Origin of the sequence: Salinicola sp. DM10 (assembly GCF_017306975.2) — a bacterium.
Taxonomy (GTDB): Bacteria; Pseudomonadota; Gammaproteobacteria; order Pseudomonadales; family Halomonadaceae; genus Salinicola.
Map to the genome: position 1 here is coordinate 40,376 of NZ_JAFLEN020000007.1, position 23,983 is coordinate 64,358.

Genomic DNA, 23,983 nt, shown 5'->3' on the forward strand with positions numbered 1-23,983 from the left:
AATACGACATCAAACGACATCAAGCGCCCTCAGACGTCGTCGCGGGCGGCATCGCGCCGGCGCCGCTCGCGGTTGCGCCGATAGCGCCGCGCTAGCGCCAGCCAACCGGCGGCCAGCAGCATCAGCACCAGGGTCAGCCCCTGCCACGGGCGCGCCGCATCGCCGAGCCAGGTCTCGAGGGCGATGATCGCGACGAAGCCTACCGCCTGTGAGGCGATCGCCATGCGTCGCAGACCGTCGCGCTGTGTCGTCGTCGCCATCCTGCCTCCCGCTGCCTCTGAATCGATCATCGCGCCCGTGTCACCTGACCGCGGACGACTGCCGCACGCCGCGGCAGTGTAGCATCGCCACCCATCGAGATGCGCAGCGCTTAAGACTGCCTCGCCTTTACGCTAGAATGCGTCGCCCACTCCCCCCGCAGCTGAGCATACCGAGGCATCATGAGCGACTTCACCCCCGGCCAGCGCTGGATCAGCGACGGCGAAACCGAGCTGGGACTAGGCACCATTCTCAGCGTCGACGCCCGCAGCGTGACCGTGCTCTTCACCGCCAGCCAGGAGACGCGCACCTACAGCGCGCGCCAGGCGCCGCTGACCCGGGTCATCTTCGCCGCGGGGGATCGCATCGTCGATGCCGAGGGCCACACCCTCACGGTCGACGACGTCGAGATCGACGCCGGCTGTATCGTCTACCACGGCCACGACGAGCAGGGCGCCCCGGCGACGCTGCCCGAGGCGCGCCTCTCCGACAGCATGCGCTTTCATCAGGCCCAGGATCGCCTGCTCACCGGCCAGGTCGACCGCAACGACTGGTTCGAGCTGCGCTACCGCTCGCTGCACCACCATCAGCGCCTCTCGCGCAGCCCGGCGCTGGGTCTGGCCGGCCCGCGCATCGACCTGATCGCGCACCAGCTCTACATCGCCGACGAGGTCTCCCGGCGCCACGCCCCGCGCGTGCTGCTGGCCGACGAGGTGGGCCTGGGCAAGACCATCGAGGCCGGTCTGATCCTGCACCGGCTGCTGCTCACCGGGCGCGCCAGCCGTGCCCTGATCCTGGTGCCGCCGAGCCTCACCCACCAGTGGCTGATCGAGCTGCTGCGCCGCTTCTCGATCTCGGTGACCCTGCTCGACGAGGCGCAGAGCGAGGCGTGGGGCGACGACAACCCGTTCGACAGCGGCCAGTGCATTCTCGCCAGTCAGGCATGGCTGTTCGCCAATCCGCAGCGCCAGCGCCAGGCCGAGGAGAGCCAGTGGGACCTGATGATCGTCGACGAGGCGCATCACCTGGACTGGACGCCCCAGGCCGAGGGCCCGGGCTACGCCTGCGTGGCGCGCCTTGCCGCGCGTATTCCGGGGCTGCTGCTGCTCACCGCGACACCGGAGCAGATGGGCCTGGAGAGCCACTTCGCACGACTGCGCCTGCTCGATCCGGACCGCTATCAGGATCTCGACCGCTTCAGCGCCGAAGAGGCCGGCTACGCCGCGGTGGCTGACGCCATCGACGCCCTCGAGCGGCTGCCGGGCGAGGCGGCGGCGCGGGACGCGGTCAGCGCGGTGATCGGTGCGGGCGACGGCGACAGCCAGGCGCTGCTCGCCACCCTCGCCGATGCCGAGAGCGACGACACCCAGCGCGCCAGCGCTCGCCGCCAGCTGCGCGAGCAGTTGCTCGATCGCCACGGCACCGGTCGGGTGATGTTCCGCAACAGCCGGCGCCATGTCGGCGGCTTCCCCGAGCGCCACCTGCACAGCGCCGAGCTCGATATGCCGGCAGCCTATCAGGCCCAGCTCGACGAGCTCGTCGCCGGCAACGACCATGTCGCCGCGCAGCTGAACGCCGCCGAACTCGGCCAGCGGGAGGCGCGCCTCTACCCCGAGGCGACCTACCGCGCCGTGCAGGAGGCCGCACACCAGGACGACACGCCGTGGTGGCAACAGGACCCCAGGGTCACCTGGCTGCTCGGCCTGCTGGAATCACTCGGCCGCCAGACCAAGGTGCTGCTGATCGTCCACTATCGCCAGAGCGCCATCGACCTGGCCGAGGCGCTGCGCGTGCGTGCCGGCATTCAAGCGCCGGTGTTCCACGAGGAGATGAGCCTGGTCGAGCGCGACCGCGCCGCCGCCGCCTTCGCTGACGATGAGGCCGGCTGCCAGCTGCTGATCTGCTCGGAGATCGGCTCCGAGGGGCGCAACTTCCAGTTCTGTCACCATCTGGTGATGTTCGACCTGCCGTGGCACCCCGATCTGCTCGAGCAGCGTATCGGACGCCTCGACCGTATCGGCCAGCTTCACCCCATCGATATCCACGTTCCGGTGATCGCCCACAGCCCCACCGCCACCCTGCTGCGCTGGTATCGCGAAGGGCTCGACGCCTTCACCGCACCGCACGCCGCCGGCGGCGACGTGCTCGACGCCTTCGGCGAAGCGCTGCGCGAGAGCCTCGACGACGAGAGCGGCGTTGACACCCTGATCGAAGAGACCCGCACCTTCAACGCCGACCGCCTGGCCCAGCGCGAGGCCGGGCGCAATCGCCTGCTGGAGTGGAATGCCTGCCGCCCCGAGCGCGCCGAGTCGGTGATCGCCGCCGTACTCGAGCAGGACAACGATCCCGCGCTGCCGCGCTATGTCGATCAGGCGCTGGATATCTTCGGCGTCGACAGCCGTGAACTGGGCAACGCCCTGACCCATCTGGCCCCCGGCTCGCACATGCTCGACAGCCTGCCCGGGCTCACCCAGGGCGACGAGGGCTTCACCGTCACCTACTCGCGCACCCAGGCGCTGGCGCGGGACGACGTTCAACGCCTCTCCTGGGAGCATCCGCTGGTCACCGCGATGCTCGAGCGCGTGCTCGACTCGAGCCTTGGCAATACCGCCCTGGCGCTGCTCAAGCATCCCAGCATTCCCGGTGGCCGGCTGATGCTCGAGCTGGTCTACCGCACCCACTGCCCCGCGCCCAAGCAGCTTCAATTGGGGCGCTTCCTGCCCGACACCGGCATTCGCGTGCTGCTCGACGAGAGCGGCGCCAACCTCTCGGACAAGGTCAGCTTCAGCGGCCTGTCGCGCAATCTACAGCGGGTCAAGAAAGGGGTCGCGCGGGAGCTTCTGAAGTCGCGCCACGAACAGCTGCGCGCGCTGCTGAAGAGCGGCGAGCAGGAGGCACTGCGCGAGCTGCCGACGCTGGTCGAGCGCGCCCAGACCGAGATGCGCGCGACTCTCGATGGCGAGCTGGCCCGGCTCAAGGCGCTGGCCCGGCGCAGCGGTGCGATCCGTGCCGACGAGCAGGCCGCCCTGAGCCAGGAGCGCGCGGATCTGGATGCGGCGATCGAAAGTGCCGCCCTGCGTCTCGACGCGGTGCGGGTCATCGTGACCGTGGACAACGAGCAGCGCTAGCCACTGTCTGAAAGGTACTGCGCTGGCCAGCTCTTCAGTAGCACCTGGTCAGCAGCACCTGGGCCGCGGCGCGAGCTTCGCGCCGCTAGGCCTCAGCGCGGCAGAATCGCCGCCAGCGCAGTGTCGAGCGTGGGATAGGTAAAGCGGAACCCCGCCGCTTCGAGCCGCGCCGGGCGCATGCAGGCGCCGGTCAGCAGCAGCCGCGACATCTCCCCCAGCCCCAGTTTGAGCAGCGTGGCCGGCACACGGAAGGGGGTCGGCCGCTTGAGCTGGTGGCCCAGCGCGCGGGTGAATTCGGCATTGGTCACCGGCGCCGGCGCCGAGGCGTTGAACGGCCCCGCGAGCGATGGTTCGGCGAGCAGGAACTCGATCGCCGCAACCAGATCCTCACGATGAATCCACGGCATATACTGGCGGCCATCACCCAGACGGCCGCCGAGCCCCAGCTTGAACACCGGCAGCAGTCGCGCCAGGGTGCCGCCATCCGCATCGAGCACCAGCCCGATGCGCACGCAGGCGACCCGGGTGCCGACCTCGGTGGCCTTGTTGGCCTCGCGCTCCCACTCTTCGCACAGCCGATGGGCGAATTCATCGTGCGGCGGCGTCGACTCGGTGACGTCGCGCTCGCCCTGATCGCCGTAGAACCCCATTGCCGACCCCGAGACCAGCACCTCGGGGGCGTCGCCGCTCTGCGCCAGCTGCTCGCACAGCTCCACGATCTCGCGGGTGATATGCCGGCGCGACTCGATCAGTCGCGTCTTCTGGGAGTCGCTCCAGCGCTTGTCGGCGATCGGCTCGCCGGCCAGATTGACGATGCCTTGAGGGCGCTGGTCGGCGAACGCCGCCACCGAGTCGCCCACCGCGACGGCTGCAGGCAGCTTTCGCCGCGCACGTTGTGGCTGGCGCGAGACCACCATGACCTGGTGGCCGCCCGTCAGGGCGCGCTCGACCAGACGCTGGCCGACGAAACCGGTACCGCCGGTAATCAGAAGTCGCATGGCTCTGACCTCAGTTATACGAATATTGTACAGCATGCCCAGCATAGCAGCGCCAGCGACGCGCTGCGTCATCCAGCAAATGCCTCGGCACCGATCCAGCCGGGGCGACAGCGCTACGCGCCGGGTGGCTTCGCGAACATCGCCCCCCGTGAATAGCTTGCCCCATGAACATCGCCTTGCCCACACCGGTCGACCGTCGCCGTATCACCGCAGCGCCGGCATATCCGCGCGCGCCGACGGGTGCACAACGCTTTCGTATTACATTAAAATTGTACAAATCGCTTGAAGCGTACAATGTATTCACCCATGCTTGAGCCATGGACATCAATGCCGTCTCGCCGGAGCCGATGAACTCGAGAGATCACGTCCCTCGCCTCACCAAGAGGGAAAGACGAGAGACCATGACCGATTCGTCGGCAAACCCAGGTGACGTCGCCGGAGCAGCAGGGCAGAATTGGTAAACCGTGTTTAAGCAATCAATTAGCGTAAGTGGACCCGAAGCTCCGTGGTGACGACCTGCAGTATCGATAAGCGTTCGATTCGACGAGATGGCGCACGCAGAGACCTCGCAGGAGGACTTGCATGAGTTACAAGGCTATGGAATCCAACGCCGCGCCGCTCTACCCCATTCGCGAAGTGTCGCGCCTCACTGGCGTCAACTCCGTGACGCTGCGCGCCTGGGAGCGTCGCTACGGCTTGATTCGGCCCCAGCGCACGCCCAAGGGCCACCGCCTTTATGCCCGCGACGACATCGAGCGCGTCGAGCGTATTCTGCAGTGGCTCAACCGCGGCGTCCCCGTCAGTCAGGTGCGCGAGCTTCTCGACCAGCCCGAAACGGTCGAGACCCCGGCACCGCAGATGGGTGACTGGTCGAGCCAGCGCCAGCACGTGATCCACGCGGTCGACGCCCTCGATATGGCGCGCCTTGAGACACTGTTCAATCAGAGCCTGGCGCTCTACCCGGTGGGGCTGTGTATCGCCGAACTGTGGCAACCCACCATCCAGCAACTGGAAGAGCGCTGGGGAGACCAGTTCGGTGCCACGCTGCAGCGGCGCCTGCTCGAGACCTTTCTGCGCACGCGCATCGGTACCCGTCTCTACCATGCCAACCAGACCAACAGCGGCGGTGAGCTGCTGATCGCACGGCTGCCCGACGATACCAGCGGCTTCTGGGCCATGCTGATGGCCCTGGCGGCCTCGGCGGCGGGTTACCGCATTCAATTGATCGACGGCGAGGTGGCGCTGAGCGAACTGCCGATGGCAGTCGACCGTCTCGGTATCAAGGCGGTGCTGCTGGCCAGCGGCCAGGCCGAGCGCAGCGACCTGGTGCGCCGCCAGCTGCCGCGACTGGCCGAACAGAGCGACGTGCCAATATGTCTGGTAGGGCCGGTGGCGCGTATTCGCGTCAGCGACTTCGAGAACACCGAGGTCGCGGTGCTGGGCGAAGACACCACCCAGGCACTCAGCCGACTGCGCTCGATCGTCGACAACGAAGACTGAGCGCGGTCTCCCTGGCGACCGCTCCCTCGAGATGGCCACAAGGAAGTGCCCATGTCCGATCTGCAGCTGGTGTGGTTCCGTAACGATCTGCGCACTCTGGACAACACCGCGCTGAGCGCCGCCGCCCAGCGCGGTCCGGTGATCGGCGTCTTTCTCGCCTGCCGTGAGCAGTGGCGCCGCCACCAGCACGGCGCCAACAAGATCGAATTCATCCATCGCGGTGTACGCGCCCTGAGCGACGCTCTGGACGCACTCAATATCCCGCTGCTCTATCGTGATATCGGCGACTTCTCCCGGGCGCCCGAGGTGCTCGAGGAGATCGTGAATGAGCACGATATCGCCGCCCTGCACTTCAATCGCGAATACCCCCTCGACGAGCGTCAGCGCGACGCAAAAGTGAGCGAGCGCTTACACCAGGCCGGTATCGTGGTCCACGACTACACCGACCATATCGCCTTCGAGCCGGGTGAGCTGCTGACCGGCCAGGGCGACTACTACAAGGTGTTCACGCCATTCGCCAAGGCCTGGCATCAACGGGTTAGTGCCGAGCAGCTGACCCTGCGCGAGACCCCAACGCGCCAGCGCGCGCTCACGCTGAGCCGCAACGCCATTCCGGCACTCCCCGAGGCGGACCGCTCCACGGTGGTCGATGCGCATACCTGGGTCGCCGGACAGGACGCCGCGGCCGACAAACTGGAGCGATTTCTCGACGCGCGTGCCCGCCGCTACGCTACCGACCGCGACTTTCCCTCCCTCGCCGGCACCAGTGAGCTCTCGGCCTACCTCGCCACCGGCATGATCTCGCATCGCCAGTGCCTGCAGGCGGTGATGGCCAACAATGGCGGCCATCTGGCCGACGGCGACGCCGGTCTCAAGAGCTGGACAAGCGAACTGATCTGGCGCGAGTTCTACCAGCACGTGGCGGTGGGCTTCCCCTACATCTGCCTGCATCAGCCGTTCCAGACCCATACCGCCAAGCTCAAGTGGCGCCACAGCGACGCCGACTTCGAGGCATGGTGCGAGGGCAGGACCGGTTTCCCGCTGGTCGACGCTGCGATGCGTCAGCTAGTGGCCACCGGCTGGATGCACAACCGTCTGCGCATGCTCACGGCGATGTTCCTGAGCAAGCATCTGCTGCTCGACTGGCGCCGCGGCGAGGCGTTCTTCATGGCGCACCTGGTCGACGGCGACTTCACCTCCAACAACGGCGGCTGGCAGTGGGCGGCCTCCACCGGCACCGACGCCGCGCCCTATTTCCGCATCTTCAACCCGATCACCCAGTCCCAGCGTTTCGATCCGGAGGGCGAGTTCATCGCCCACTGGGTGCCGGAGCTGGCCGAGTTGCCGGTCAAGTCGCGCCACCAGCCCAGCGCCAACGAGCGCCGCGATACCGGCTATCCCCAGGCCATCGTCGATCACAAGCGTGCCCGCCAGCGCGCCCTGGACGCGTTCAAGGAGCTCGACTGAGCGCCCTTCGGCGGCACCCGGCGCGCCTGAGGCCGGCTTTGCCACCCACCGGGAGCGTGTCATGACCGCAACACCTGCCGGCGCCAGCGCCGAAGCGATCGCTCACTTTCGCGGCCTGTTCCAGCCGCTGACCCAGGAGGGGCTGACGGCACTCGCCGAGTGCTACAGCGACGACATTGACTTCACCGACCCCCTGCATCACCACGTCGGCCGGCGTGCGGTCATGGCTTACTACCGCGAGCTGATGACCGAAGTCAGCCACTGTCACTTCGACTTTCACCAGCAGCACGTGCTGGACCAGCGCTGTTTTCTCGAGTGGACGATGCACTATGCGCATCCAAGCGTGCGCGGCGGACGTACCTTGAGCGTGGCCGGGTGTTCACACCTCACCTGGCGCGATCAGCGGGTATGCCGCCATCGCGACTACTATGACGTCGGCGAGATGCTCTACGAGCAGCTGCCGCTGATCGGCTGGGTCGTGCGCCGGATCAAACAGCGCCTCTAGACTCGCCGGTACCAGGCGAGAGCGTCGCACCGGTGCGACATCGATGATTGAAGAGAGCAGGGAGAGACCATGGCCAGCCTACCCGGAACCCAACGCATCTGGTTGACCGGCGCCACCTCCGGCATCGGCGAGACGCTGGCCAAGCGCCTGCTCGCCGACGGCCACCGGGTGGCGCTCACCGCGCGCCGTGAAGAGGCGCTCCAGGCGCTGGCCGCGGGTTATCCCAATGCCCTGGTGGTGCCCGCCGACCTCACCGATCGCGCCGCGACCCGGCGCGCCGGCGCGGCGATCGACGAGGCCTTCGGTGGGCTCGACATCGCCCTGCTCAACGCCGGCACCTGCGAATATGTCGATGTGCGCAAGTTCGATGTCGAGCTGGTCGAGCGCGTCTTCGCCACCAACTTCCAGGGCACCCTCTACGCCATCGACGCCGCGCTGCCGCTGCTGCGACGTGCCGAGGGGCGCACCCAGGCGCCGCTGCTCGCCGCGGTCTCCAGCGCTTCCGCCTATCTGCCGCTGCCGCGCGCCGAGGCCTATGGCGCCTCCAAGGCGGCGATCTCGCACTTCCTGGAGTCGCTGCGCCTCGATCTGGCCGCGGAAGGCATCGATGTCAGCGTGATCCACCCGGGCTTCGTCGAGACGCCGCTGACCGCACGCAACGACTTCTCGATGCCGATGCAGATCAGCGCCGAGCGCGCCGCCGAGTACATCGTCGAGGGGCTGGCCAAACGGCGCCTGGACATTCACTTCCCGCGCCGCTTCACCTATCTGGTCAAGGCGCTGGGCGTGCTGCCGCCGGCCCTGCGGCGCCGCTGCGGCCTGCGTATCGCCGGCCGCGGGCGTGGCGGAGAGGCGGCATGAGCGAGCTGGATACCCCAACCGCATCGCCTGGCCCGGCGGGGCAGCGTATCGCCGTGATCGGCGGCGGCATCGCCGGCATGGCCGCGGCCCACTATCTATCGCGGCGCCACCAGGTGACGCTCTACGAAGCCGGTGAGCGCCTGGGTGGACACACCGCCACCGTCGACGTCGAGCACGCCGGGCGCGAATACGCCATCGACACCGGGTTCATCGTCTTCAACGATCGCACCTACCCCCACTTCCAGGCGCTGCTGGCCTCGCTCGGCGTGGCCGCCCAGCCCACCGAGATGAGCTTTTCGGTGCACGAGAGCGGGCGCGACTTCGAGTACAACGGTCACACCCTGGCCACCCTGTTCGCCCAGCGGCGCAACCTGCTGCGCCCGCGCTTTCATCGCATGCTGGCGGACATTCTGCGCTTCAATCGGCGTGCTATCCGCGATTTCGAGCAGGACCGCCTGCCCCCCGAGCTGAGCCTGGACGAGTACCTCGAGACCGGCGGCTACGGTGAGGACTTCCGCCGCCGCTACCTGCTGCCCATGGGCGGGGCGATCTGGTCCGCCAGCGAGTCCGGCATGCGCGCCTTTCCCGCGCGCTTCTTCATTCGCTTCTTTCATCACCACGGCCTGCTGTCGGTCAACGACCGCCCGCAGTGGTACACCATCAGCGGCGGCTCGCGGCGCTATATCGAACCGCTGGTCGCGCCCTACCGCGAGCGGGTCCATCTGCGAAGCCCGGTGACCGCGCTGCACCGCGATGCCGACGGCGTGACGCTGACCAGCCCCCAAGGCGAGGCGCGCTTCGATCAGGTGGTACTCGCCTGCCACAGCGATCAAGCGCTGGCGATGCTGGGCGAGACGGCCACCGCCGCCGAACGCGAGATTCTTGGTGCCATCGGCTATGCCAGCAACCGCGTGGTGCTGCACACCGATACCCGTCTGCTGCCACGCCGGCGCCGCGCCTGGGCGAGCTGGAACTACCGCCTCGACGGTCGCGATGCCGAGGCCTGCGTGCCGGTGACCTACAACATGAACATTCTCCAGCGGCTGAAGAGCGAGACCACCTTCTGCGTCACGCTCAACGACGAGGCGCGGATCGATCCGGCGCAGATCCTGGCGCGCTTCGACTACGCCCATCCGCAGTTCACCCTGGCCGCCCAGCACGCCCAGACACGCTTCGCCGAGATATCCCAGACGGCGCGCCGGACCCACTTCTGCGGCGCCTACTGGCGCAACGGCTTCCACGAGGATGGGGTGTGGAGCGCCTGGCGTGTGGCCCAGGCGATCGACGGCGGCGCCGCTCCTGCGTCGAGCGCCGCCCCCCCTGTCGGTAGCGAGGTGGCCTGATGGCGTCCGCCCCGCGCCGCTGGCACAGCCGGCTCGCCACCGGGCAGCTGCGCCACCGCCGTTTCGTCCCCACCCAGCACCGTTTCGACTACCGGGTGTGGATGCTGTGGCTCGATCTCGACGAACTGCCGGCACTGCTGGCCCGTACCCCTGGCTTCGGCACCCGGCGCTACGCCCCGGCGCGCTTTCGCCGCGAGGATTACCTGGCGCCGCACGCGCTGCCGCTGGCGGCGGCCGTGCGCCAGCGGCTACGCGAAGAACTGGGCGAAGAACTGGGCAAAGAGATGGGCGAAGAGCTGGATGAGATCACGGACGGCCCGATTCGCATGCTGACCCAGTTGCGGCTGTTCGGGGTGCTGTTCAATCCGCTGACGCTCTATTACGTCTACGATCGCGACGAGCGCCTGCGTGCGGTGCTCGGCGAGGTCACCAACACGCCCTGGGGCGAGCGTCAGGTCTACGCCTGCCGGGTCGACGATACACGCCACCTGTGCCAGGCGCAGTTCGCCAAGCGCCTGCACGTATCGCCGTTCAACCCGATGGCGATGACCTACCGCTGGCGCTTCAACCGCCCCGATGAGCGCCTGCTGATGCACATGGAGACCTGGGCCGAAGCGGCCCGGCATTTCGACGCCACCCTGACCCTGAGCCTGGCACCGGCGACCCGGCGCGCACTGGTCGGCGAGCTGCTGCGCCATCCGCTGATGACGCTGAAGACCATCGCCGCGATCCACTGGCAGGCGCTCAGGCTGTGGCTCAAGCGCACGCCCATCCACGACCACCCAGGACGAGAGCAGAATTCACCATGACCACCGCCCCCTCCTCGACCGTCGACCGGCGCCGCGACGCGCCGCGTCTGTCGCGCTGGCTGCGGCCGCGCATCCTGAAGGCGCTGGACGCGCTCGACGGCGGCGTGATCACACTCCACGAAGGCGGCCAGCGACACCGTCTGGGACGCGGTGATCCTGCCGCGGCCGACACCCTGACGCTCTGCGTGCACGTGCACAGCGCCGTGGTGTGGCGGCGTTTCGCCCTCGGTGGCACCGTCGGCGTGGCCGAGTCCTACATGGACGGCGAGTGGGAGGTCGACGACCTGGTGGGGCTGGTACGCCTGTTCGCGCGCAACGTCGAACGCGTCAATGCCGGCATGGAGAACGGCACCGCACGCTTCAGCCGCTGGGCGCTGGCCGCGCTCTACGCCCTGCAGCGCAACACCAGTACGCGCGCACGACGGCATATCGCCGCGCATTACGATCTCGGCAACGCGCTGTTCGCGACGTTCCTCGACCGCGACCACTGGATGTACTCCAGCGCCGTCTTCCCGCATCCGGCGGCGACCCTGGAGGAGGCCTCGACCCACAAGCTCGATCTCATTCTCGACAAGCTCGCGGTCGAACCCCACCACCACCTGCTCGAGATCGGCACCGGCTGGGGCGGCCTGGCGATCCATGCCGCGCGCACCCGCGGCTGCCGGGTGACCACCACCACCATCTCCGAGGCCCAGTACGCCTACACCGCCGAGCGCGTGCGCGAGGCCGGGCTGGAGTCGCAGATCACCCTGCTGCGCGAGGATTACCGCGCACTCACCGGGCGCTACGACCGCCTGGTCTCGGTGGAGATGGTCGAGGCGGTGGGGCATCAGTATCTCGATACCTATCTCGGCTGCGTCGACCGTCTGCTCACCGACGATGGCCTGGCCCTGCTGCAGTGCATCACCATCCGCGATCAGCGCTTCGAAGCGGCCAAGCGCGAAATGGACTTCATCAAGCGCTACATCTTCCCCGGCGGCTTTCTGCCCTCGCACACCGCCATCCTCAGCGCGCTGAGCCGCCACACTCAGCTCAACCTGCTAGACCTGGACGAGATCGGCCTGCACTACGCCCGCACCCTGCGCGAGTGGCGCCAGCGCTTCGAGGCAAGCCTCGAACGGGTGCGCGAACTGGGCTACGACGAACGCTTCATCCGCATGTGGCGCTACTACCTGTGCTACTGCGAGGGCGGCTTCGTCGAGCGCGCCATCGGCACCTGCCACCTGCTGCTGGCCAAGCCCGGCGCACGCCGGGCGCCACTCAGCGGGCAGCCGTGAGTCGCCCGTCGGTAGCACAGCCATGAGCCAGCGCCGCCCACTCGCTCTGGTGCTCAACGCGCTGGCCTTTCAGGTCGGCTGGTTCGTCTGCGTGCTGGGCGGCTCGCTGCCGGCACTGCTCGCCCTGGGTCTGATTGTGAGCGCCCACTGGCGCTGGCTGGCGCGCCCCGGCGAATGGCGCTGGTGGCTGGGCTTTGCGCTACTCGGGGTAGTGGTGGACGGCAGCCTGGTGGCCCTGGGCGGCATCCGCCTGACCACGGGCTGGCCACTGTGGCTGTGGGCGCTGTGGCCGCTGTTCGCCACCACCCTGCACCACTGTCTGGCGTGGCTGTGGCCGCATCGCTGGCTGGCGCTCGTGTGCGGTGCCGTGGGCGGGCCACTGAGCTATCTCTCTGGGGCAGCGCTGGCCGGAGCAGAGATCGCCACCTGGGCACTGATCGTGGAAGCGTTGGTGTGGGCGGGGCTGTGCGTCGCGGTCAGCTGGCGGTTGGGCGGTACAGGCCCGGCTCAGGCGTAGGTCGCACTGGCCGGCTTCAAGCGCTGGGCTACAGCACCGGCTGGCTGCGGGCGGGCATAGAGGAAGCCCTGCACGTGACGGCAGCCACGCGCCATCAGGAAGCTGCGCTGGGCCTCGGTCTCCACGCCCTCGGCGATCACGTCGAGGTTGAGCCCCTGGGCCATCGCCAGCACCGCCGAGGTGATCGCCGCATCGGCGTGGTCATGCGGCAGCGCGCGGATGAACTCGCGGTCGAGCTTGAGCTTGTCGATCGGTAGCCGCTTGAGATAGGCCATCGAGGAGTAGCCGGTGCCGAAATCGTCGATCGCGATCTGCAGCCCTTCGCGCCGCAGCGCTTCGAGCCGCGGCGAGATATCACCGGCGCGCTCGTCGAGCAGCACCGACTCGGTGAGCTCGAGACCGAGATAACTCGGCGCCACCCGGTACTGGCTCAAAGTCGAGATCAGACGCGACTCGAGATCGCCTTGGATCAGCTGTAGGGCGGAGATGTTGACCCATACCGGCACCACCGTCAGCCCCTGATCGCGCCAGTTGGCGAGCTGCGCCACCGCCTGGTCGATGACCCAAGCCCCCAGCGCCGGCATCAACCCATGACGCTCCGCCAGCGGAATGAAGTCGCCGGGGGGAATCATGCCCTCCTGGGGATGATGCCAGCGCAGCAGCGCTTCCATGCCGATCAGCTCACCATCGTCGAGACGATGCTGGGTCTGGTAATAGACCTCCAACTGTTCGTTCTGCGCCAGCGCCTGACGCAGCTCGTTGATGATCGCCAGTTGGCGGTCACCCTCGACCTCGAGCGACGGGCGAAAGCGGCGATCGTGGTTGCGGCCATGGCGCTTGGCGCTATAGAGCGCCGATTCCAGTCGCTGGAACAGCACCCCCGCCTCCTTGCCATCCTCCGGCGCGCGGCAGCTGCCGATGGTCAACCCCAGGCGCAGGGTGTTGTCGTCGATCTCGAACGGCTCGCTGAGGTGGTGGCGCAACCCCGCCACCCACTTTTCATGATCGTCGAAGGTGGTGGTCCGGATCACCATGAACTCGTCACCGCCGAGCCGCCCCACGATGCCCCCGGCGACCTGCGCCGCCAGCCGCTGGCCGAAGCGCGCCAGCAGACGGTCGCCGCTGTCCACGCCGAGGCCGTCGTTGATCGCCTTGAAGCCGTCGATATCGATCAGCGCCAGGTCCAGCCCCTCACCGGCGCGCAGATGACGCAGCCGGGAAGCGAGCAGATCGTGCAGCCGCCGCCGATTGGGCAGCCCGGTCAGCGGGTCTTCGAAGCCGATCCGGCGCAAATCCTGTTCGCGCGCCTTGTGCCGGCTGATGTCGGTGAACAGACCGACGTAGTGCGACACCCGCCCCTTGCTGTCGTGGCAGGCGCGCACACGCAACCACTCGGGGTACTGGTCGCCGTGCTTGCGCTGGTTCCAGATTTCGCCCTCCCAGCGCCCGGTGGCAGCGAGGGTCTGCCAGTAGCGCTCGTAGAAGGCCTTGTCATGGCGCCCAGAGGAGAGCGCAGAGGGGTCGAGCCCCTCGATCTCGTCGAGGGTATAGCCGGTGATCTGGGTGAAGGCGGGATTGATGGTGATCAGACGATTGGCGGCATTGGTGATCATGATGCCGTCCTGGGAGAGTTCGAGCGCCTGCTCGCTGAGCCGGCGGCGCTGATGCTCGAGACGGATCTGGCGCCAGCCATCGGCCAAGCCGACCACGACCAGCGCCAGCGCCGCGAGGCGAAGCATCAGAAAAGGCAACAGGCTGGCAGCGGCCAGCGCCGCGAGTCCCAGCCAGACCAGCGGTCGATTCAGCGAAAAAGAAGGCCACATAGATCTTCGGTTATGGTCGTTATACGAATCGACTCAGGTCGATACTCACCCAATCGCTCCCGCCTCGCATCATGCCCCCTCGGCGCGCGCCAGGGCAAGCGCGGCCGGCGCCCCCTTTCGCGCGGGGCGCCTGGCAGGCCGCAATTGCACGTAAAAGCGCACAAGACTAGCCTTTGGGCCACGTGCATTCGCTGCCCACAGCCATTAGACTGGCCCCGCCTCGCAACCCATGGGGCAAACTCTTTTTCGATTCTCGGAACGATCTAGTGACCAGACAGCACTCTTTCAGCCACGACGATCTGCTGAAATGCAGCCGGGGGGAACTGTTCGGCCCCGGCAACGCCCAGCTCCCCGCCCCCAACATGCTGATGCTCGATCGCATCACGCAGATCAACGAGGATGGCGGCAAGTACCACAAGGGCGAGATCATCGCCGAGTTGGATATCCACCCCGACCTGTGGTTCTTCCAGTGCCATTTCCCCGGTGATCCGGTGATGCCGGGCTGCCTCGGACTCGACGCCATGTGGCAGCTGGTCGGCTTTCACCTCGGCTGGCTGGGCAATCCGGGTCGCGGTCGGGCACTGGGTTGCGGCGAGGTCAAGTTCTCGGGCCAGATCCTGCCCGACGCCGGCAAGGTCTCCTATCACATCGAGATCAAGCGCGTGATCACGCGTCGCCTGGTCCTGGGTATCGCCGACGGCACCCTGGCGGTGGACGGCAAGGACATCTACCAGGCCAAGGATCTGCGCGTCGGCCTTTTCACCAACACTGAGACTTTCTGAGCGGGAGGCTTCCATGAAACGAGTGGTAGTCACCGGACTGGGTATCGTGTCCTGTCTGGGCAATGACGCCCGGCAGGTACTGGATGCTCTGCGCCAGGGACGCTCCGGCATTCGCTACAAGCCGGAATACGCCGAGCTCGGTTTCCGCAGTCAGGTGGCGGGGAGCGTGGAGATCGACATCGACGCGCTCGTCGACCGTAAGCAGCTGCGCTTCATGGGCGACGCCGCGGCCTATGCCTATATCGCCATGCAGCAGGCGATCGACGACTCGGGCCTGGCCGCCGATGCCATCTCGAATCCGCGCACCGGCTTGATCGCCGGCTCCGGCGGCGCCTCCAGCGCCAACCAGGTCGAAGCGGCGGACATCATGCGCCAGAAGGGCCTGCGCCGTGTCGGCCCCTATCGTGTCACCCGGACCATGGGCAGCACCGTCTCGGCATGCCTGGCGACGCCGTTCCAGATCAAGGGGATCAACTACTCGATCTCCTCGGCCTGCGCCACTTCCGCGCACTGCATCGGCAGCGCGGTGGAGCAGATCCAGTTGGGCAAGCAGGATGTGGTCTTCGCCGGTGGCGGCGAGGAGGAGCACTGGACGCTGTCGTGCCTGTTCGACGCCATGGGTGCGCTGAGCACCGGCTACAACGACACGCCGGAAAAAGCCTCGCGCCCCTACGACACCGATCGCGACGGCTTCATCATCGCCGGCGGTGGCGGCATGCTGGTGGTCGAGGAGCTGGAGCACGCCAAAGCGCGCGGTGCCAAGATCTACGCCGAGATCACCGGCTACGGTGCCACCTCCGACGGCCACGACATGGTCGCCCCCTCGGGTGAAGGCGCGGCGCGCTGCATGCGCCAGGCGCTCGCCGGCCTCGACGGCAGCGTCGACTACATCAACACCCACGGCACCTCGACGCCGGTGGGCGATGTCGCCGAGCTCAAGGCGATCCGTGACGTGTTCGGCGACACCACGCCGGCGATGAGTTCGACCAAGTCGCTCACCGGCCACTCGCTGGGTGCCACCGGGGTCCAGGAAGCGATCTACTCGCTGCTGATGATGGAAAACCGCTTCCTGTGCGCCTCGGCCAACATCGACAATCTCGATGAGCAGGCCAGCGGTTTCGATATCGTGCGCCAGCGCCGCGACGACGTCGACATCAAGCGCGTGCTCTCCAACAGCTTCGGCTTCGGCGGCACCAATGCTTGCCTGGTGTTCGACCGCTACGACGGCTGAACCCAAGGCCGCTGTGAGCTCGAACGCAAAAAGGCGCCCCGCGGGGCGCCTTTTTCGTGGCCGGTACTCTCATGACAGGCCTCTCTCATGACAGGCCTCTCTCATGACAGGCCTCTCTCATGACAGGCCTCTCTCATGACAGGCCTCTCTCGTAACCGGTCCTCTCCCGTAGCCGCGGCGCTGCCCTGCCCCATCTGCCGTCAGGCTGGCTGGCGTGGGAGACGCGCTCAGGAGGGCAGCTTGGTGGGCGCCTCCTGCACCCCCTGCGGTGGCCGCGGCACCTCGGAGATCTCGCCCAGCCGCGCTTCGATCCACTGCTCCACATCCGCCAGCACGGCATCCGGTGTGCGCCCTTCGGTGGCGATCGGCTCGCCCACCACCACCCGCAGCTCGCCGGGCTGCTTGACCCAGTGACGCCCCCAGCGCTCGCCGGCATTGTGCGCCACCGGCAGCACCGGCACGCCGGCGCGACAGGCGATCACCGCACCGCTCTTGTTGAAGCGCCGCCGCTGCCCCGGTGCCACCCGCGTGCCTTCGGGGAAGATCAGCACCGAAAGCCCCTCGTCCAGCCGCTGCTTGCCGTGGGAGAGCACCTGACGCATGGCGGTGGACGGTTTGGAACGATCCAGCGGGATCGGCTTGAGCAATCGTACCCCCCAGCCGAACAGCGGAATGCTCAGCAGCTCCTTCTTGAGCACCGTACAGATCGGCGTCTTGAGTAGCTGCAGATAAACCGTCTCCCACTCGCTCTGGTGGTTGGCCAGCACCACACAGGGCCCCTCGGGCACGCGTTCGCGCCCTTCGATGCGATAGCGCACGCCACAGGTCAGCGACAGCCAGCGCATGATGAAGCGATTGTGGCAGTTGAACAGGCGAAAGCGGCCACGCAGCGGCAGCATCAGCCCCAGCGGCAGCATCAATAGCCCCGAGACCAGAATCGCCAGAAAATAGCCGGCGTAGAAGAGCAGACTGCGTATCACGTTCATGTCTCGGCCACCGCTTCTTGGCTTCCGTAGTGCTGCTGACACCAGCTATCCAGCATCAGCCCGAGTTCTACCCGCCACGCCTTCTGGTGGATGCCGAACACGTCGAGCAAGCGGCGGCAGTCGAGCACCCGCCGCAGCGGCGTATCGTGGTGCTGATTGAGCGCCTTGAGCTCGCCCAGCGCGGCGGTCTGGCCGACGCCTTCCAGGCGGGTCGCCAGCTGCATCTTGACCACCGAGACGAAGGTATAGCGGCTGATCGGCTCGACCCCGCAGAGGTGATAGGTGCCCCAGGCGCCGGCGCCGCTGTCGAGCTGCAGCAGGATGCCGCACAGCGCCCGCGCCACCGCGCTGACCGAGGTCGGGCAGACGATCAGGTCCTGGGCCGAGCGGATCGTCTCGCCGCCCTGGAGTGCCGCGATCAGCGGGCCGAGCCAGCTATCCTCGCCGTCGAGCCCGAACAGCGGCCCCAGGCGCAGTACCAGGTGGCGCGGATGACGGCGCAGCCGCTCACCGGCGGTGACCAGCCGGCGCAGGGTCTCGTCGCGTGGCGCGGGCATCGCGGTCTCGTCGATCGGGGTGTCGGCGCCATCCTCGAACAGCGTATCCGAGACGCACCAGATCAACGCGATCTGCTGCTGTCGGCACAGATCGATCAGCGCCTCGAGATGATCGCAGTGGGCGTAGACCTCGGCCGGTTCGGCCTGCCCCGGGTCCGACAGCGGCGGCACGATCACCGCCGCCGGCGCCAGCGCGGCGAGCGTGGCCGCATCCGGTAGCCGCTCGAGCGGGGCGAAGGTGATGTCGCTGCGGCTCTCGGCGAGACGCGTCAGCGCCACGCCGAGACAGTGACGGGGGTGGGCGATCAGGCACTTCACGCGGTTACCTCGATGACTAGTGACGCGATGACCGACGAATCGATGGCTGGTGACGCGATGACGTGCGGCCCGATAGTGCCCATCTGGATAGCTTCCACGCTGTTCTCTCCTTGATCTGTGTCGGCTCGCCGCGCGGAAATCCGCGGCGCTCCCAGGGCCGACTCGGGCTATGCTGGAGACCACCGCCCCTCGACAGGAGAACCCCATGTCCCGAGACGCCACCGCGCTGTGGGAAGTCAACGCCCAACTGGGTGAAGGTCCCGTCTGGTCGCCGGCCCACGGCGCGCTGCTGTTCGTCGATATTCTCGGAGCCCGCCTTCACGCCTGGCGCCCGGCGGACGGCACCCGGCGCAGCTGGACGCTGGACGAGGCGTGCTGCTGGCTGCTGCCGCGCGATACCGGCGGCTTCGTCGCCGGGCTGCGCTCCGGCGTGGTCGAGCTCGACTTCGATCTCGAGCAGGGGCCGCGCCCGGGCAAGCGGCTGACGCCGATCGAGTGGCTGCCGGATGGGGATCGCCTCAACGACGCCAAGAGCGACGGCCACGGCAGGCTCTGGTTCGGCTCGATGGACGCGGCCGAAGTCCACGCCGGCGGCTATCTCTATCGCCTCGATGGCCGCGGCGTGGTCGAGATGGACCGCGACTACCACATCACCAACGGCCCGGCGATCTCACCCGACGGGGCCACACTCTATCATAACGACAGCGCCCGCCAGACCGTCTTCGCCTTCGATCTGAGCGACTCGGGCGAGCTCTCGCGCAAGCGTGAGCACATTCGTCTCGCCCCCGGCAGCGGCTACCCCGACGGCATGACCTGCGACCGCGAGGGCGGCCTGTGGCTGGCGCTCTGGGATGGCCGGCGCGTGGCCCGCTATCACCCCGACGGCAGCCTCGACCGCGAGGTCGCGCTGCCGGTATCGCGGCCCACCTCCTGCGCCTTCGGCGGCGAGGCGTTCGAGCGCTTGTTCGTCACCTCGGCGGCGGTGGGCTGTGCCGACGAGCCGCTCGCCGGAGCGCTGTTCGAGATCCCGGTCGAGATCGGCGGTAGCGCGCCGACGCCGCTCTCACTGCCGATATGACCCGCCCCGGGCGCCACCCTCAGGCGCCCAGCGGACGCAGCACGCGGCGATAGAAGCCGAGGCAGACCACGACGAAGACCGCCAAACCCAGCCACTGGGCGGTGCCGTCGAACCCGGCACCGACCAGTGCCAGCGGTGCCGGCGAGCCGCTCAGCCCGATCACCCCGGCCAGCAGGACACCGACCAGACTCTCGCCGACGATCAGCCCCGAGGCGAGCAGCACCGCGCGCCGGCGTGGGCGCTCGGCATAGACCGCCAGCTCGACGCTCTTGGCCCGGGCGCGGGCACGCAGGCGCCGTTCGATCAGCCAGCCGATCACGGCACCGATCACCAGCGGCATGATGATGCTCGGCGGCAGGTAGATGCCGATCCCCACCGCCAGCACCGGTAGCCGTGCGCTGCCGCCGCGCCGGCGCAGCAGCTCGTCGATGCCGATCAGCGCCGCCCCCAGGGCCAGGCCGATGCCGAGCATGCCCCACTCGAGATCGTGATCGAAGACACCGCGCACGATCGCGGTCATCAAGGAGGCCTGCGGCGCCCCCAGCGCCTGGGACGGGTCCATGCCCGGCCGCGGCATGGCGCCGGCGAAGCCGTAGGCGTGGTAGAGCAGCGAGAGCACCGGCGGGATCACCAGCGCACCGACCACGCAGCCGATGATCAGCGCCACCTGCTGGCGCCACGGCGTGGCCCCGACCAGATAGCCGGTCTTGAGATCCTGCAGATTGTCATTGGCGATCGCCGCCACCGCCAGGATCACCGAGGTGACGAACAGCGCCAGCGCCGTCGGCAGGCGCTGGGCGACCGCCGGGTCGAGGCTGGCGAGGGCATCGCTGACGGCGTCGAAGCCCAGCAGCATCAGCGAGACGAGGATCACCGCGACGATGCCGATGCCCGAGATCGGGCTGCTCGACGACCCCACCAAGCCCGCCATGTAGCCGCAGGCGGCGGCGATCAGAAAACCGAACACGCCGGCGAACAGCACGCAGCCCAGCGTCAGCGTCCATAGCGGTGCCGCCCCCAGCGTCGGCGCCGCCTGGTGCAGAAAGTGCGCGAACACCAGCGTCAACAGCACCAGCAGCACGGCGGTCAGCCCCAGCAGCAGGCCGGCGGGCAGGTCGCGCTCGGTGCGCGGCGGACGCGCCTCGCTGCCACCATGCATCGCCCCGAAGGAGGCACGGATGCCCTGGAGCATCGGCTTGAACAGCGTCGCCAGGGTCCACAGCGCGGCGATGCCGATGGTACCGGCGCCGATGAAGCGCACCTTCTCCGACCATAGCGCCATCCCCGCCGCCGCCAGACCCTGCCCCGCCGCCGGCGTGATCGCGGTGAGCCAGGGGACGGCGACGCCCCAGGCGATCAGCGTGCCGATCAGCATCGCAATGCCGCCGACGATCCCCACCAGATAGCCGGCCCCGACCAGCGCCAGCGAGAAGCCGGTGGCGAGCTGGACGGCACTGCGCCCCACCGCGAACCACACGCTGATGCTCTCCGCCAGCAGCCGCAGCCCGCCGCTGGCAAAGGCAAACGCCGCCGCCACACCGGCGCCGAGGGCGATCTCGCCGGCCCCCGTCTTCTCGTGCCGAGTGCTCTCCGACGCCGCTGCGTCACGCTGGGTCGCCTGGCTGCCGACCTCGAGGATTTCGGCCGCGGCGATGCCTTCGGGATAGGGCAGATCGCTCTGCACCACCATCACCCGGCGCAGCGGAATGGTGTAGAGCACTCCCAGAATGCCGCCGATGGCGCAGATCGCCGAGGTCTGCCAGAACGGAAAGCCTTGCCAGTAGCCGATCATCAACAGCCCCGGCAGCACGAAGATGATCGCCGAGAGGGTGCCCGCCGCCGAGGCCTGGGTCTGCACCATGTTGTTCTCGAGCTTGTTGGCGCCGGGCAGGCGGCAGAGCACCGCCATCGAGATCACCGCCGCGGGAATCGCCGAGGCGAAGGTGAGGCCCACCTTGAGCCCTAGATAGACGTTGGAGGCGGTGAACAGCAGGGTGATGGCAGCACCCAGCAGGACGCCACGCAGCGTCAGTTCGGGCAGCCTGACGGCGTCGGGTATCCGGTGTGACATGACAAGAGACTCTCGAGCTGGAAGACCGGGCCCGTCGGGCCCAGCCTGGCGGCGACACGGGCATCGGCACCGGGATGATCATTAGAAGGCTATCGAACCGGCCATTCTAATCCGCCGTCCACGGGGCGTCGAGCCGCGCGAACGGGAAGGTGAGGGTGGCCGCCAGGGACGGCGGCCATCACAAAAACCGCCGGGAGCGGTTTTGCACGTCGCGCAGCGACGGCCCGAAGGGTGGCCGCCAGGGACGGCGGCCATAAAAAACCCCGCCGAGGCGGGGTCATTGCGTGCCGCGCGGGCGAATCAGAACGGGATTTCGTCGTCGAAATCGTCGAAGCTGCCCGGATTCGGCGCGCCGTAGTTGGCATTCTGCTGGTTGGGCTGCGGCGCCGGCTGGTTCTGCGGCGGACGCTGGGGCTGGTTACCGTAGCCGCCCTGCTGAGCCGGTGCCGGCTGCTGCTGGCCATAGCCGCCGCCCTGCTGGGCCGGCGCGGGCTGCTGCTGACCATAACCACCCTGGGGCGGCTGCGGCGCACCGCCATACTGGTTCTGGTTGTAGTCACCACCACCTTGGCCGCTGCGCGAGTCGAGCATCTGCATATCGTTGCCGACGATCTCGGTGGAGTAGCGGTCCTGGCCATCCTGCCCCTGCCACTTACGGGTCTGCAGGCGTCCTTCGATATAGATCCGCGAGCCCTTCTTGACGTACTGCTGGGCGATCTCCGCCAGCTTGTTGAACAGCACCACACTGTGCCACTCGGTACGCTCCTGACGCTGGCCGCTCTGACGGTCGGTCCAGGTATCGGTGGTCGCGATGCGCAGGTTGCACACCGGATTGCCCGACGGCAGGAAGCGGACTTCCGGATCCTGTCCCAGGTTGCCGATCAGGATGACTTTGTTCACACCTCGGGCCATCGTTGTCTCCTTGCCTTACCTGCGTTTACGACGCCCTCAGGCGTCGGTTCGTTGCCATTGATTGCCGGTGATACGGGCCAGCGCCTCGGCGTCCAGGCGCTGGCGATCGACCTTGAGATAAGCGACACGCTCTTCGGGCACGACCATCACGTCCTCGACCCCGGCGACCGAGGCGAAACGCTCGAGCAGTGTATCGAGCATGCCCATGGATTGCGCGTCCAGCGCTACGATTTCGCTCGACAGGTGGCGCGGCGCGGGCATCCTCCATACCACCACCAGCCAGATCGCGCCCACCACGGCGGCGCCGAGGAACACGCTGTGGATCCCCAACCCCTGGGATAGCGCGCCGCCCAGGGTGCCGCCCAGGAAGGCGCCAAGGAACTGACTGGTGGAGTAGACCCCCATGGCGGTGCCCTTGGCCCCGGCCGGCGCCAGCTTGCTGATCATCGAGGGCAGAGTTGCCTCGAGCAGATTGAAGACCACGAAGAAGCCCCACAGTAGCGCCAGCAGCGCGACGCGATCGCCCCCCAGCTCGCTGAAGCCGAGCAGGATCAGGGTCATCGCCGCCACCGCGCCGACGAACACCGGCTTCATCTTGCGATACTTCTCGGCCACGATCACCAGCGGCACCATGGCCACGAAGGCCAGCGCCATCACCGGCAGATAGACCCAGCCGTGGTGTGCCGGGGCGAAGCCCAGGGCTTCGAGCTGGAACGGCAGCGCGACGAAACAGGCGGTCAGGATCAGATGCAGAGCGAAGATCGAGAAATCGAGCCGCAGCAGATCGCCCTGCATCAGGGTGGCACGCAGCTGGCGGCGGTCGAGCCCGACATCGCGGTGGGTCATGCGGCGTGGTGCCTTGGGCACCAGCTTCCACAGGATCAGCAGGCCGCAGGCGGAGAGCGCCGCGGTGAACCAGAACACGCCAGCCAGCCCGCCAACATCGGCGACCAGCGGCCCCACTACCATGGCCACGCCGAAGGCGACACCGATCGACAGACCGATGGTGGCCATCGCCGCGGTGCGAATCTCCTCGCGGGTCTGGTCGGCGAGCAGCGCCATGATGGCGCCGGCGACCGCGCCGCTGCCCTGCAGGCAACGCCCGATGATGACGCCATAGATCGAGGTAGCACTGGCCGCTACCACGCTGCCGAGGATGAACAATAGCAGGCCGCCGGCGATCACCGCCTTGCGCCCGAGCCGGTCGGAGAGCAGGCCGAAGGGAATCTGCAGGATCGCCTGGGTCAGGCCGTAGCCGCCCAGGGCCAGGCCAACGAGAAAGGGGGTGGCGCCATCGAGATGGTCGGCGTAGAGCGCCAGGATCGGCAGGACCATGAACAGCCCCAGCATGCGCGAGGCATAGAGGCTGGCCAGTCCCACGATCGAGCGCCGTTCGGTAACGAGAAAACGAGATGTCATGGCAGTCACGGCTGGTGAACTCGGCAGAAGCGAGGATGAATGAGGGAACCCCTCATTTTACGCCTCGCCCGGGTCGAGTGAAAGCGCCGGGCGGCGCCAGGCGCGGCGTCAGCGCAGACTCACCATTTCCGGGTCGACCGCAG

General features: G+C 67.9%; 20 protein-coding genes. 12 read left to right on the plus strand and 8 right to left on the minus strand.

What is annotated here, in order from left to right:
• Positions 1 to 29: 29 nt before the first annotated feature.
• Complete coding sequence (locus J0A90_RS17560; protein WP_207037179.1) at positions 30 to 260, minus strand: hypothetical protein; 231 nt, start codon at positions 258 to 260, stop codon at positions 30 to 32.
• Between the two features lie 180 nt (positions 261 to 440).
• Between J0A90_RS17560 and rapA the strand changes: the two genes are divergently transcribed.
• On the plus strand, positions 441 to 3,386 hold the full coding sequence (gene rapA / locus J0A90_RS17565) for an RNA polymerase-associated protein RapA (protein WP_207037178.1): 2,946 nt from the start codon (positions 441 to 443) through the stop codon (positions 3,384 to 3,386).
• 92 nt (positions 3,387 to 3,478) lie between these two features.
• Here rapA and J0A90_RS17570 read toward each other — a convergent pair whose 3' ends face one another.
• Positions 3,479 to 4,384: a TIGR01777 family oxidoreductase gene (locus J0A90_RS17570; RefSeq protein ID WP_207037177.1), complete on the minus strand. Its 906-nt coding sequence runs from the start codon at positions 4,382 to 4,384 to the stop codon at positions 3,479 to 3,481.
• A gap of 582 nt (positions 4,385 to 4,966) precedes the next feature.
• Between J0A90_RS17570 and J0A90_RS17575 the strand changes: the two genes are divergently transcribed.
• From J0A90_RS17575 to J0A90_RS17610, 8 genes are all read left to right on the plus strand, one after another.
• Positions 4,967 to 5,884 (plus strand): MerR family transcriptional regulator, encoded by a 918-nt coding sequence (locus J0A90_RS17575; RefSeq protein ID WP_207037176.1) that lies wholly within the window; start codon positions 4,967 to 4,969, stop codon positions 5,882 to 5,884.
• A gap of 51 nt (positions 5,885 to 5,935) precedes the next feature.
• The gene (gene phrB / locus J0A90_RS17580; RefSeq protein WP_207037175.1) at positions 5,936 to 7,351 is read left to right on the plus strand and encodes a deoxyribodipyrimidine photo-lyase; all 1,416 of its coding nucleotides are present in this window, start codon (positions 5,936 to 5,938) and stop codon (positions 7,349 to 7,351) included.
• Positions 7,352 to 7,412: 61 nt separating this feature from the next.
• Positions 7,413 to 7,856 carry a nuclear transport factor 2 family protein gene (locus J0A90_RS17585; protein WP_207037174.1) on the plus strand — a complete coding sequence of 148 codons (444 nt, stop codon included), beginning with the start codon at positions 7,413 to 7,415 and terminating at the stop codon, positions 7,854 to 7,856.
• Between the two features lie 69 nt (positions 7,857 to 7,925).
• On the plus strand, positions 7,926 to 8,717 hold the full coding sequence (locus tag J0A90_RS17590) for an SDR family oxidoreductase (protein ID WP_207037173.1): 792 nt from the start codon (positions 7,926 to 7,928) through the stop codon (positions 8,715 to 8,717).
• Complete coding sequence (locus tag J0A90_RS17595) at positions 8,714 to 10,060, plus strand: NAD(P)/FAD-dependent oxidoreductase (protein ID WP_207037172.1); 1,347 nt, start codon at positions 8,714 to 8,716, stop codon at positions 10,058 to 10,060. The genes J0A90_RS17590 and J0A90_RS17595 overlap by 4 nt, the downstream gene beginning before the upstream one ends.
• On the plus strand, positions 10,060 to 10,869 hold the full coding sequence (locus J0A90_RS17600) for a DUF1365 domain-containing protein (protein ID WP_207037171.1): 810 nt from the start codon (positions 10,060 to 10,062) through the stop codon (positions 10,867 to 10,869). Before J0A90_RS17595 ends, J0A90_RS17600 begins: the two co-directional genes overlap by 1 nt.
• A complete protein-coding gene (locus J0A90_RS17605) occupies positions 10,866 to 12,146 on the plus strand; it encodes a cyclopropane-fatty-acyl-phospholipid synthase family protein (protein ID WP_207037170.1) in 1,281 nt (426 codons plus the stop codon). The genes J0A90_RS17600 and J0A90_RS17605 overlap by 4 nt, the downstream gene beginning before the upstream one ends.
• A 22-nt stretch (positions 12,147 to 12,168) precedes the next feature.
• Entirely contained in the window at positions 12,169 to 12,663 is a 495-nt protein-coding gene (locus J0A90_RS17610; protein ID WP_207037169.1) for a DUF2878 domain-containing protein, read from the plus strand.
• Here the strand turns inward: J0A90_RS17610 and J0A90_RS17615 are convergent.
• Positions 12,654 to 14,486, minus strand: a complete 1,833-nt coding sequence (locus tag J0A90_RS17615; RefSeq protein ID WP_207037168.1) for a bifunctional diguanylate cyclase/phosphodiesterase — start codon at positions 14,484 to 14,486, stop codon at positions 12,654 to 12,656. The two genes, J0A90_RS17610 and J0A90_RS17615, sit on opposite strands and share 10 nt — an antisense overlap.
• Positions 14,487 to 14,752: 266 nt before the next feature.
• Here J0A90_RS17615 and fabA point away from each other — a divergent pair, with 266 nt between their 5' ends.
• Positions 14,753 to 15,268 (plus strand): 3-hydroxyacyl-[acyl-carrier-protein] dehydratase FabA, encoded by a 516-nt coding sequence (gene fabA, locus J0A90_RS17620; RefSeq protein WP_035470411.1) that lies wholly within the window; start codon positions 14,753 to 14,755, stop codon positions 15,266 to 15,268.
• 13 nt (positions 15,269 to 15,281) lie between these two features.
• Entirely contained in the window at positions 15,282 to 16,499 is a 1,218-nt protein-coding gene (fabB, locus tag J0A90_RS17625) for a beta-ketoacyl-ACP synthase I (RefSeq protein ID WP_035470410.1), read from the plus strand.
• A 227-nt stretch (positions 16,500 to 16,726) separates the two neighbouring features.
• On the opposite strand, the gene J0A90_RS17630 is transcribed toward fabB, so the two are convergent.
• Both J0A90_RS17630 and J0A90_RS17635 read right to left on the minus strand, forming a co-directional pair.
• Positions 16,727 to 17,485 carry a 1-acyl-sn-glycerol-3-phosphate acyltransferase gene (locus J0A90_RS17630; protein ID WP_207037167.1) on the minus strand — a complete coding sequence of 253 codons (759 nt, stop codon included), beginning with the start codon at positions 17,483 to 17,485 and terminating at the stop codon, positions 16,727 to 16,729.
• Positions 17,482 to 18,360 carry a sugar nucleotide-binding protein gene (locus J0A90_RS17635; protein WP_233076903.1) on the minus strand — a complete coding sequence of 293 codons (879 nt, stop codon included), beginning with the start codon at positions 18,358 to 18,360 and terminating at the stop codon, positions 17,482 to 17,484. Before J0A90_RS17635 ends, J0A90_RS17630 begins: the two co-directional genes overlap by 4 nt.
• 205 nt (positions 18,361 to 18,565) lie before the next feature.
• Between J0A90_RS17635 and J0A90_RS17640 the strand changes: the two genes are divergently transcribed.
• A complete protein-coding gene (locus J0A90_RS17640) occupies positions 18,566 to 19,438 on the plus strand; it encodes an SMP-30/gluconolactonase/LRE family protein (protein ID WP_207037165.1) in 873 nt (290 codons plus the stop codon).
• 19 nt (positions 19,439 to 19,457) lie between these two features.
• Here the strand turns inward: J0A90_RS17640 and J0A90_RS17645 are convergent, their stop codons facing one another.
• The 3 genes from J0A90_RS17645 to J0A90_RS17655 form a co-directional block, all read right to left on the minus strand.
• The gene (locus tag J0A90_RS17645; protein ID WP_207037164.1) at positions 19,458 to 21,509 is read right to left on the minus strand and encodes an OPT family oligopeptide transporter; all 2,052 of its coding nucleotides are present in this window, start codon (positions 21,507 to 21,509) and stop codon (positions 19,458 to 19,460) included.
• A gap of 300 nt (positions 21,510 to 21,809) precedes the next feature.
• The gene (locus J0A90_RS17650) at positions 21,810 to 22,421 is read right to left on the minus strand and encodes a single-stranded DNA-binding protein (RefSeq protein ID WP_207037163.1); all 612 of its coding nucleotides are present in this window, start codon (positions 22,419 to 22,421) and stop codon (positions 21,810 to 21,812) included.
• A 36-nt stretch (positions 22,422 to 22,457) separates the two neighbouring features.
• Complete coding sequence (locus J0A90_RS17655; RefSeq protein ID WP_207037162.1) at positions 22,458 to 23,840, minus strand: MFS transporter; 1,383 nt, start codon at positions 23,838 to 23,840, stop codon at positions 22,458 to 22,460.
• Between the last annotated feature and the right edge of the window lie 143 nt (positions 23,841 to 23,983).

Coding starts and splice junctions, on each gene's coding strand:
- J0A90_RS17560 (WP_207037179.1), bottom strand. CDS start 260: ATGGCGACGACGACACAGCGCGACGGTCTGCGACGCATGGCGATCGCC.
- rapA (WP_207037178.1), top strand. CDS start 441: ATGAGCGACTTCACCCCCGGCCAGCGCTGGATCAGCGACGGCGAAACC.
- J0A90_RS17570 (WP_207037177.1), bottom strand. CDS start 4,384: ATGCGACTTCTGATTACCGGCGGTACCGGTTTCGTCGGCCAGCGTCTG.
- J0A90_RS17575 (WP_207037176.1), top strand. CDS start 4,967: ATGAGTTACAAGGCTATGGAATCCAACGCCGCGCCGCTCTACCCCATT.
- phrB (WP_207037175.1), top strand. CDS start 5,936: ATGTCCGATCTGCAGCTGGTGTGGTTCCGTAACGATCTGCGCACTCTG.
- J0A90_RS17585 (WP_207037174.1), top strand. CDS start 7,413: ATGACCGCAACACCTGCCGGCGCCAGCGCCGAAGCGATCGCTCACTTT.
- J0A90_RS17590 (WP_207037173.1), top strand. CDS start 7,926: ATGGCCAGCCTACCCGGAACCCAACGCATCTGGTTGACCGGCGCCACC.
- J0A90_RS17595 (WP_207037172.1), top strand. CDS start 8,714: ATGAGCGAGCTGGATACCCCAACCGCATCGCCTGGCCCGGCGGGGCAG.
- J0A90_RS17600 (WP_207037171.1), top strand. CDS start 10,060: ATGGCGTCCGCCCCGCGCCGCTGGCACAGCCGGCTCGCCACCGGGCAG.
- J0A90_RS17605 (WP_207037170.1), top strand. CDS start 10,866: ATGACCACCGCCCCCTCCTCGACCGTCGACCGGCGCCGCGACGCGCCG.
- J0A90_RS17610 (WP_207037169.1), top strand. CDS start 12,169: ATGAGCCAGCGCCGCCCACTCGCTCTGGTGCTCAACGCGCTGGCCTTT.
- J0A90_RS17615 (WP_207037168.1), bottom strand. CDS start 14,486: ATGTGGCCTTCTTTTTCGCTGAATCGACCGCTGGTCTGGCTGGGACTC.
- fabB (WP_035470410.1), top strand. CDS start 15,282: ATGAAACGAGTGGTAGTCACCGGACTGGGTATCGTGTCCTGTCTGGGC.
- J0A90_RS17630 (WP_207037167.1), bottom strand. CDS start 17,485: ATGAACGTGATACGCAGTCTGCTCTTCTACGCCGGCTATTTTCTGGCG.
- J0A90_RS17640 (WP_207037165.1), top strand. CDS start 18,566: ATGTCCCGAGACGCCACCGCGCTGTGGGAAGTCAACGCCCAACTGGGT.
- J0A90_RS17645 (WP_207037164.1), bottom strand. CDS start 21,509: ATGTCACACCGGATACCCGACGCCGTCAGGCTGCCCGAACTGACGCTG.
- J0A90_RS17650 (WP_207037163.1), bottom strand. CDS start 22,421: ATGGCCCGAGGTGTGAACAAAGTCATCCTGATCGGCAACCTGGGACAG.
- J0A90_RS17655 (WP_207037162.1), bottom strand. CDS start 23,840: ATGACATCTCGTTTTCTCGTTACCGAACGGCGCTCGATCGTGGGACTG.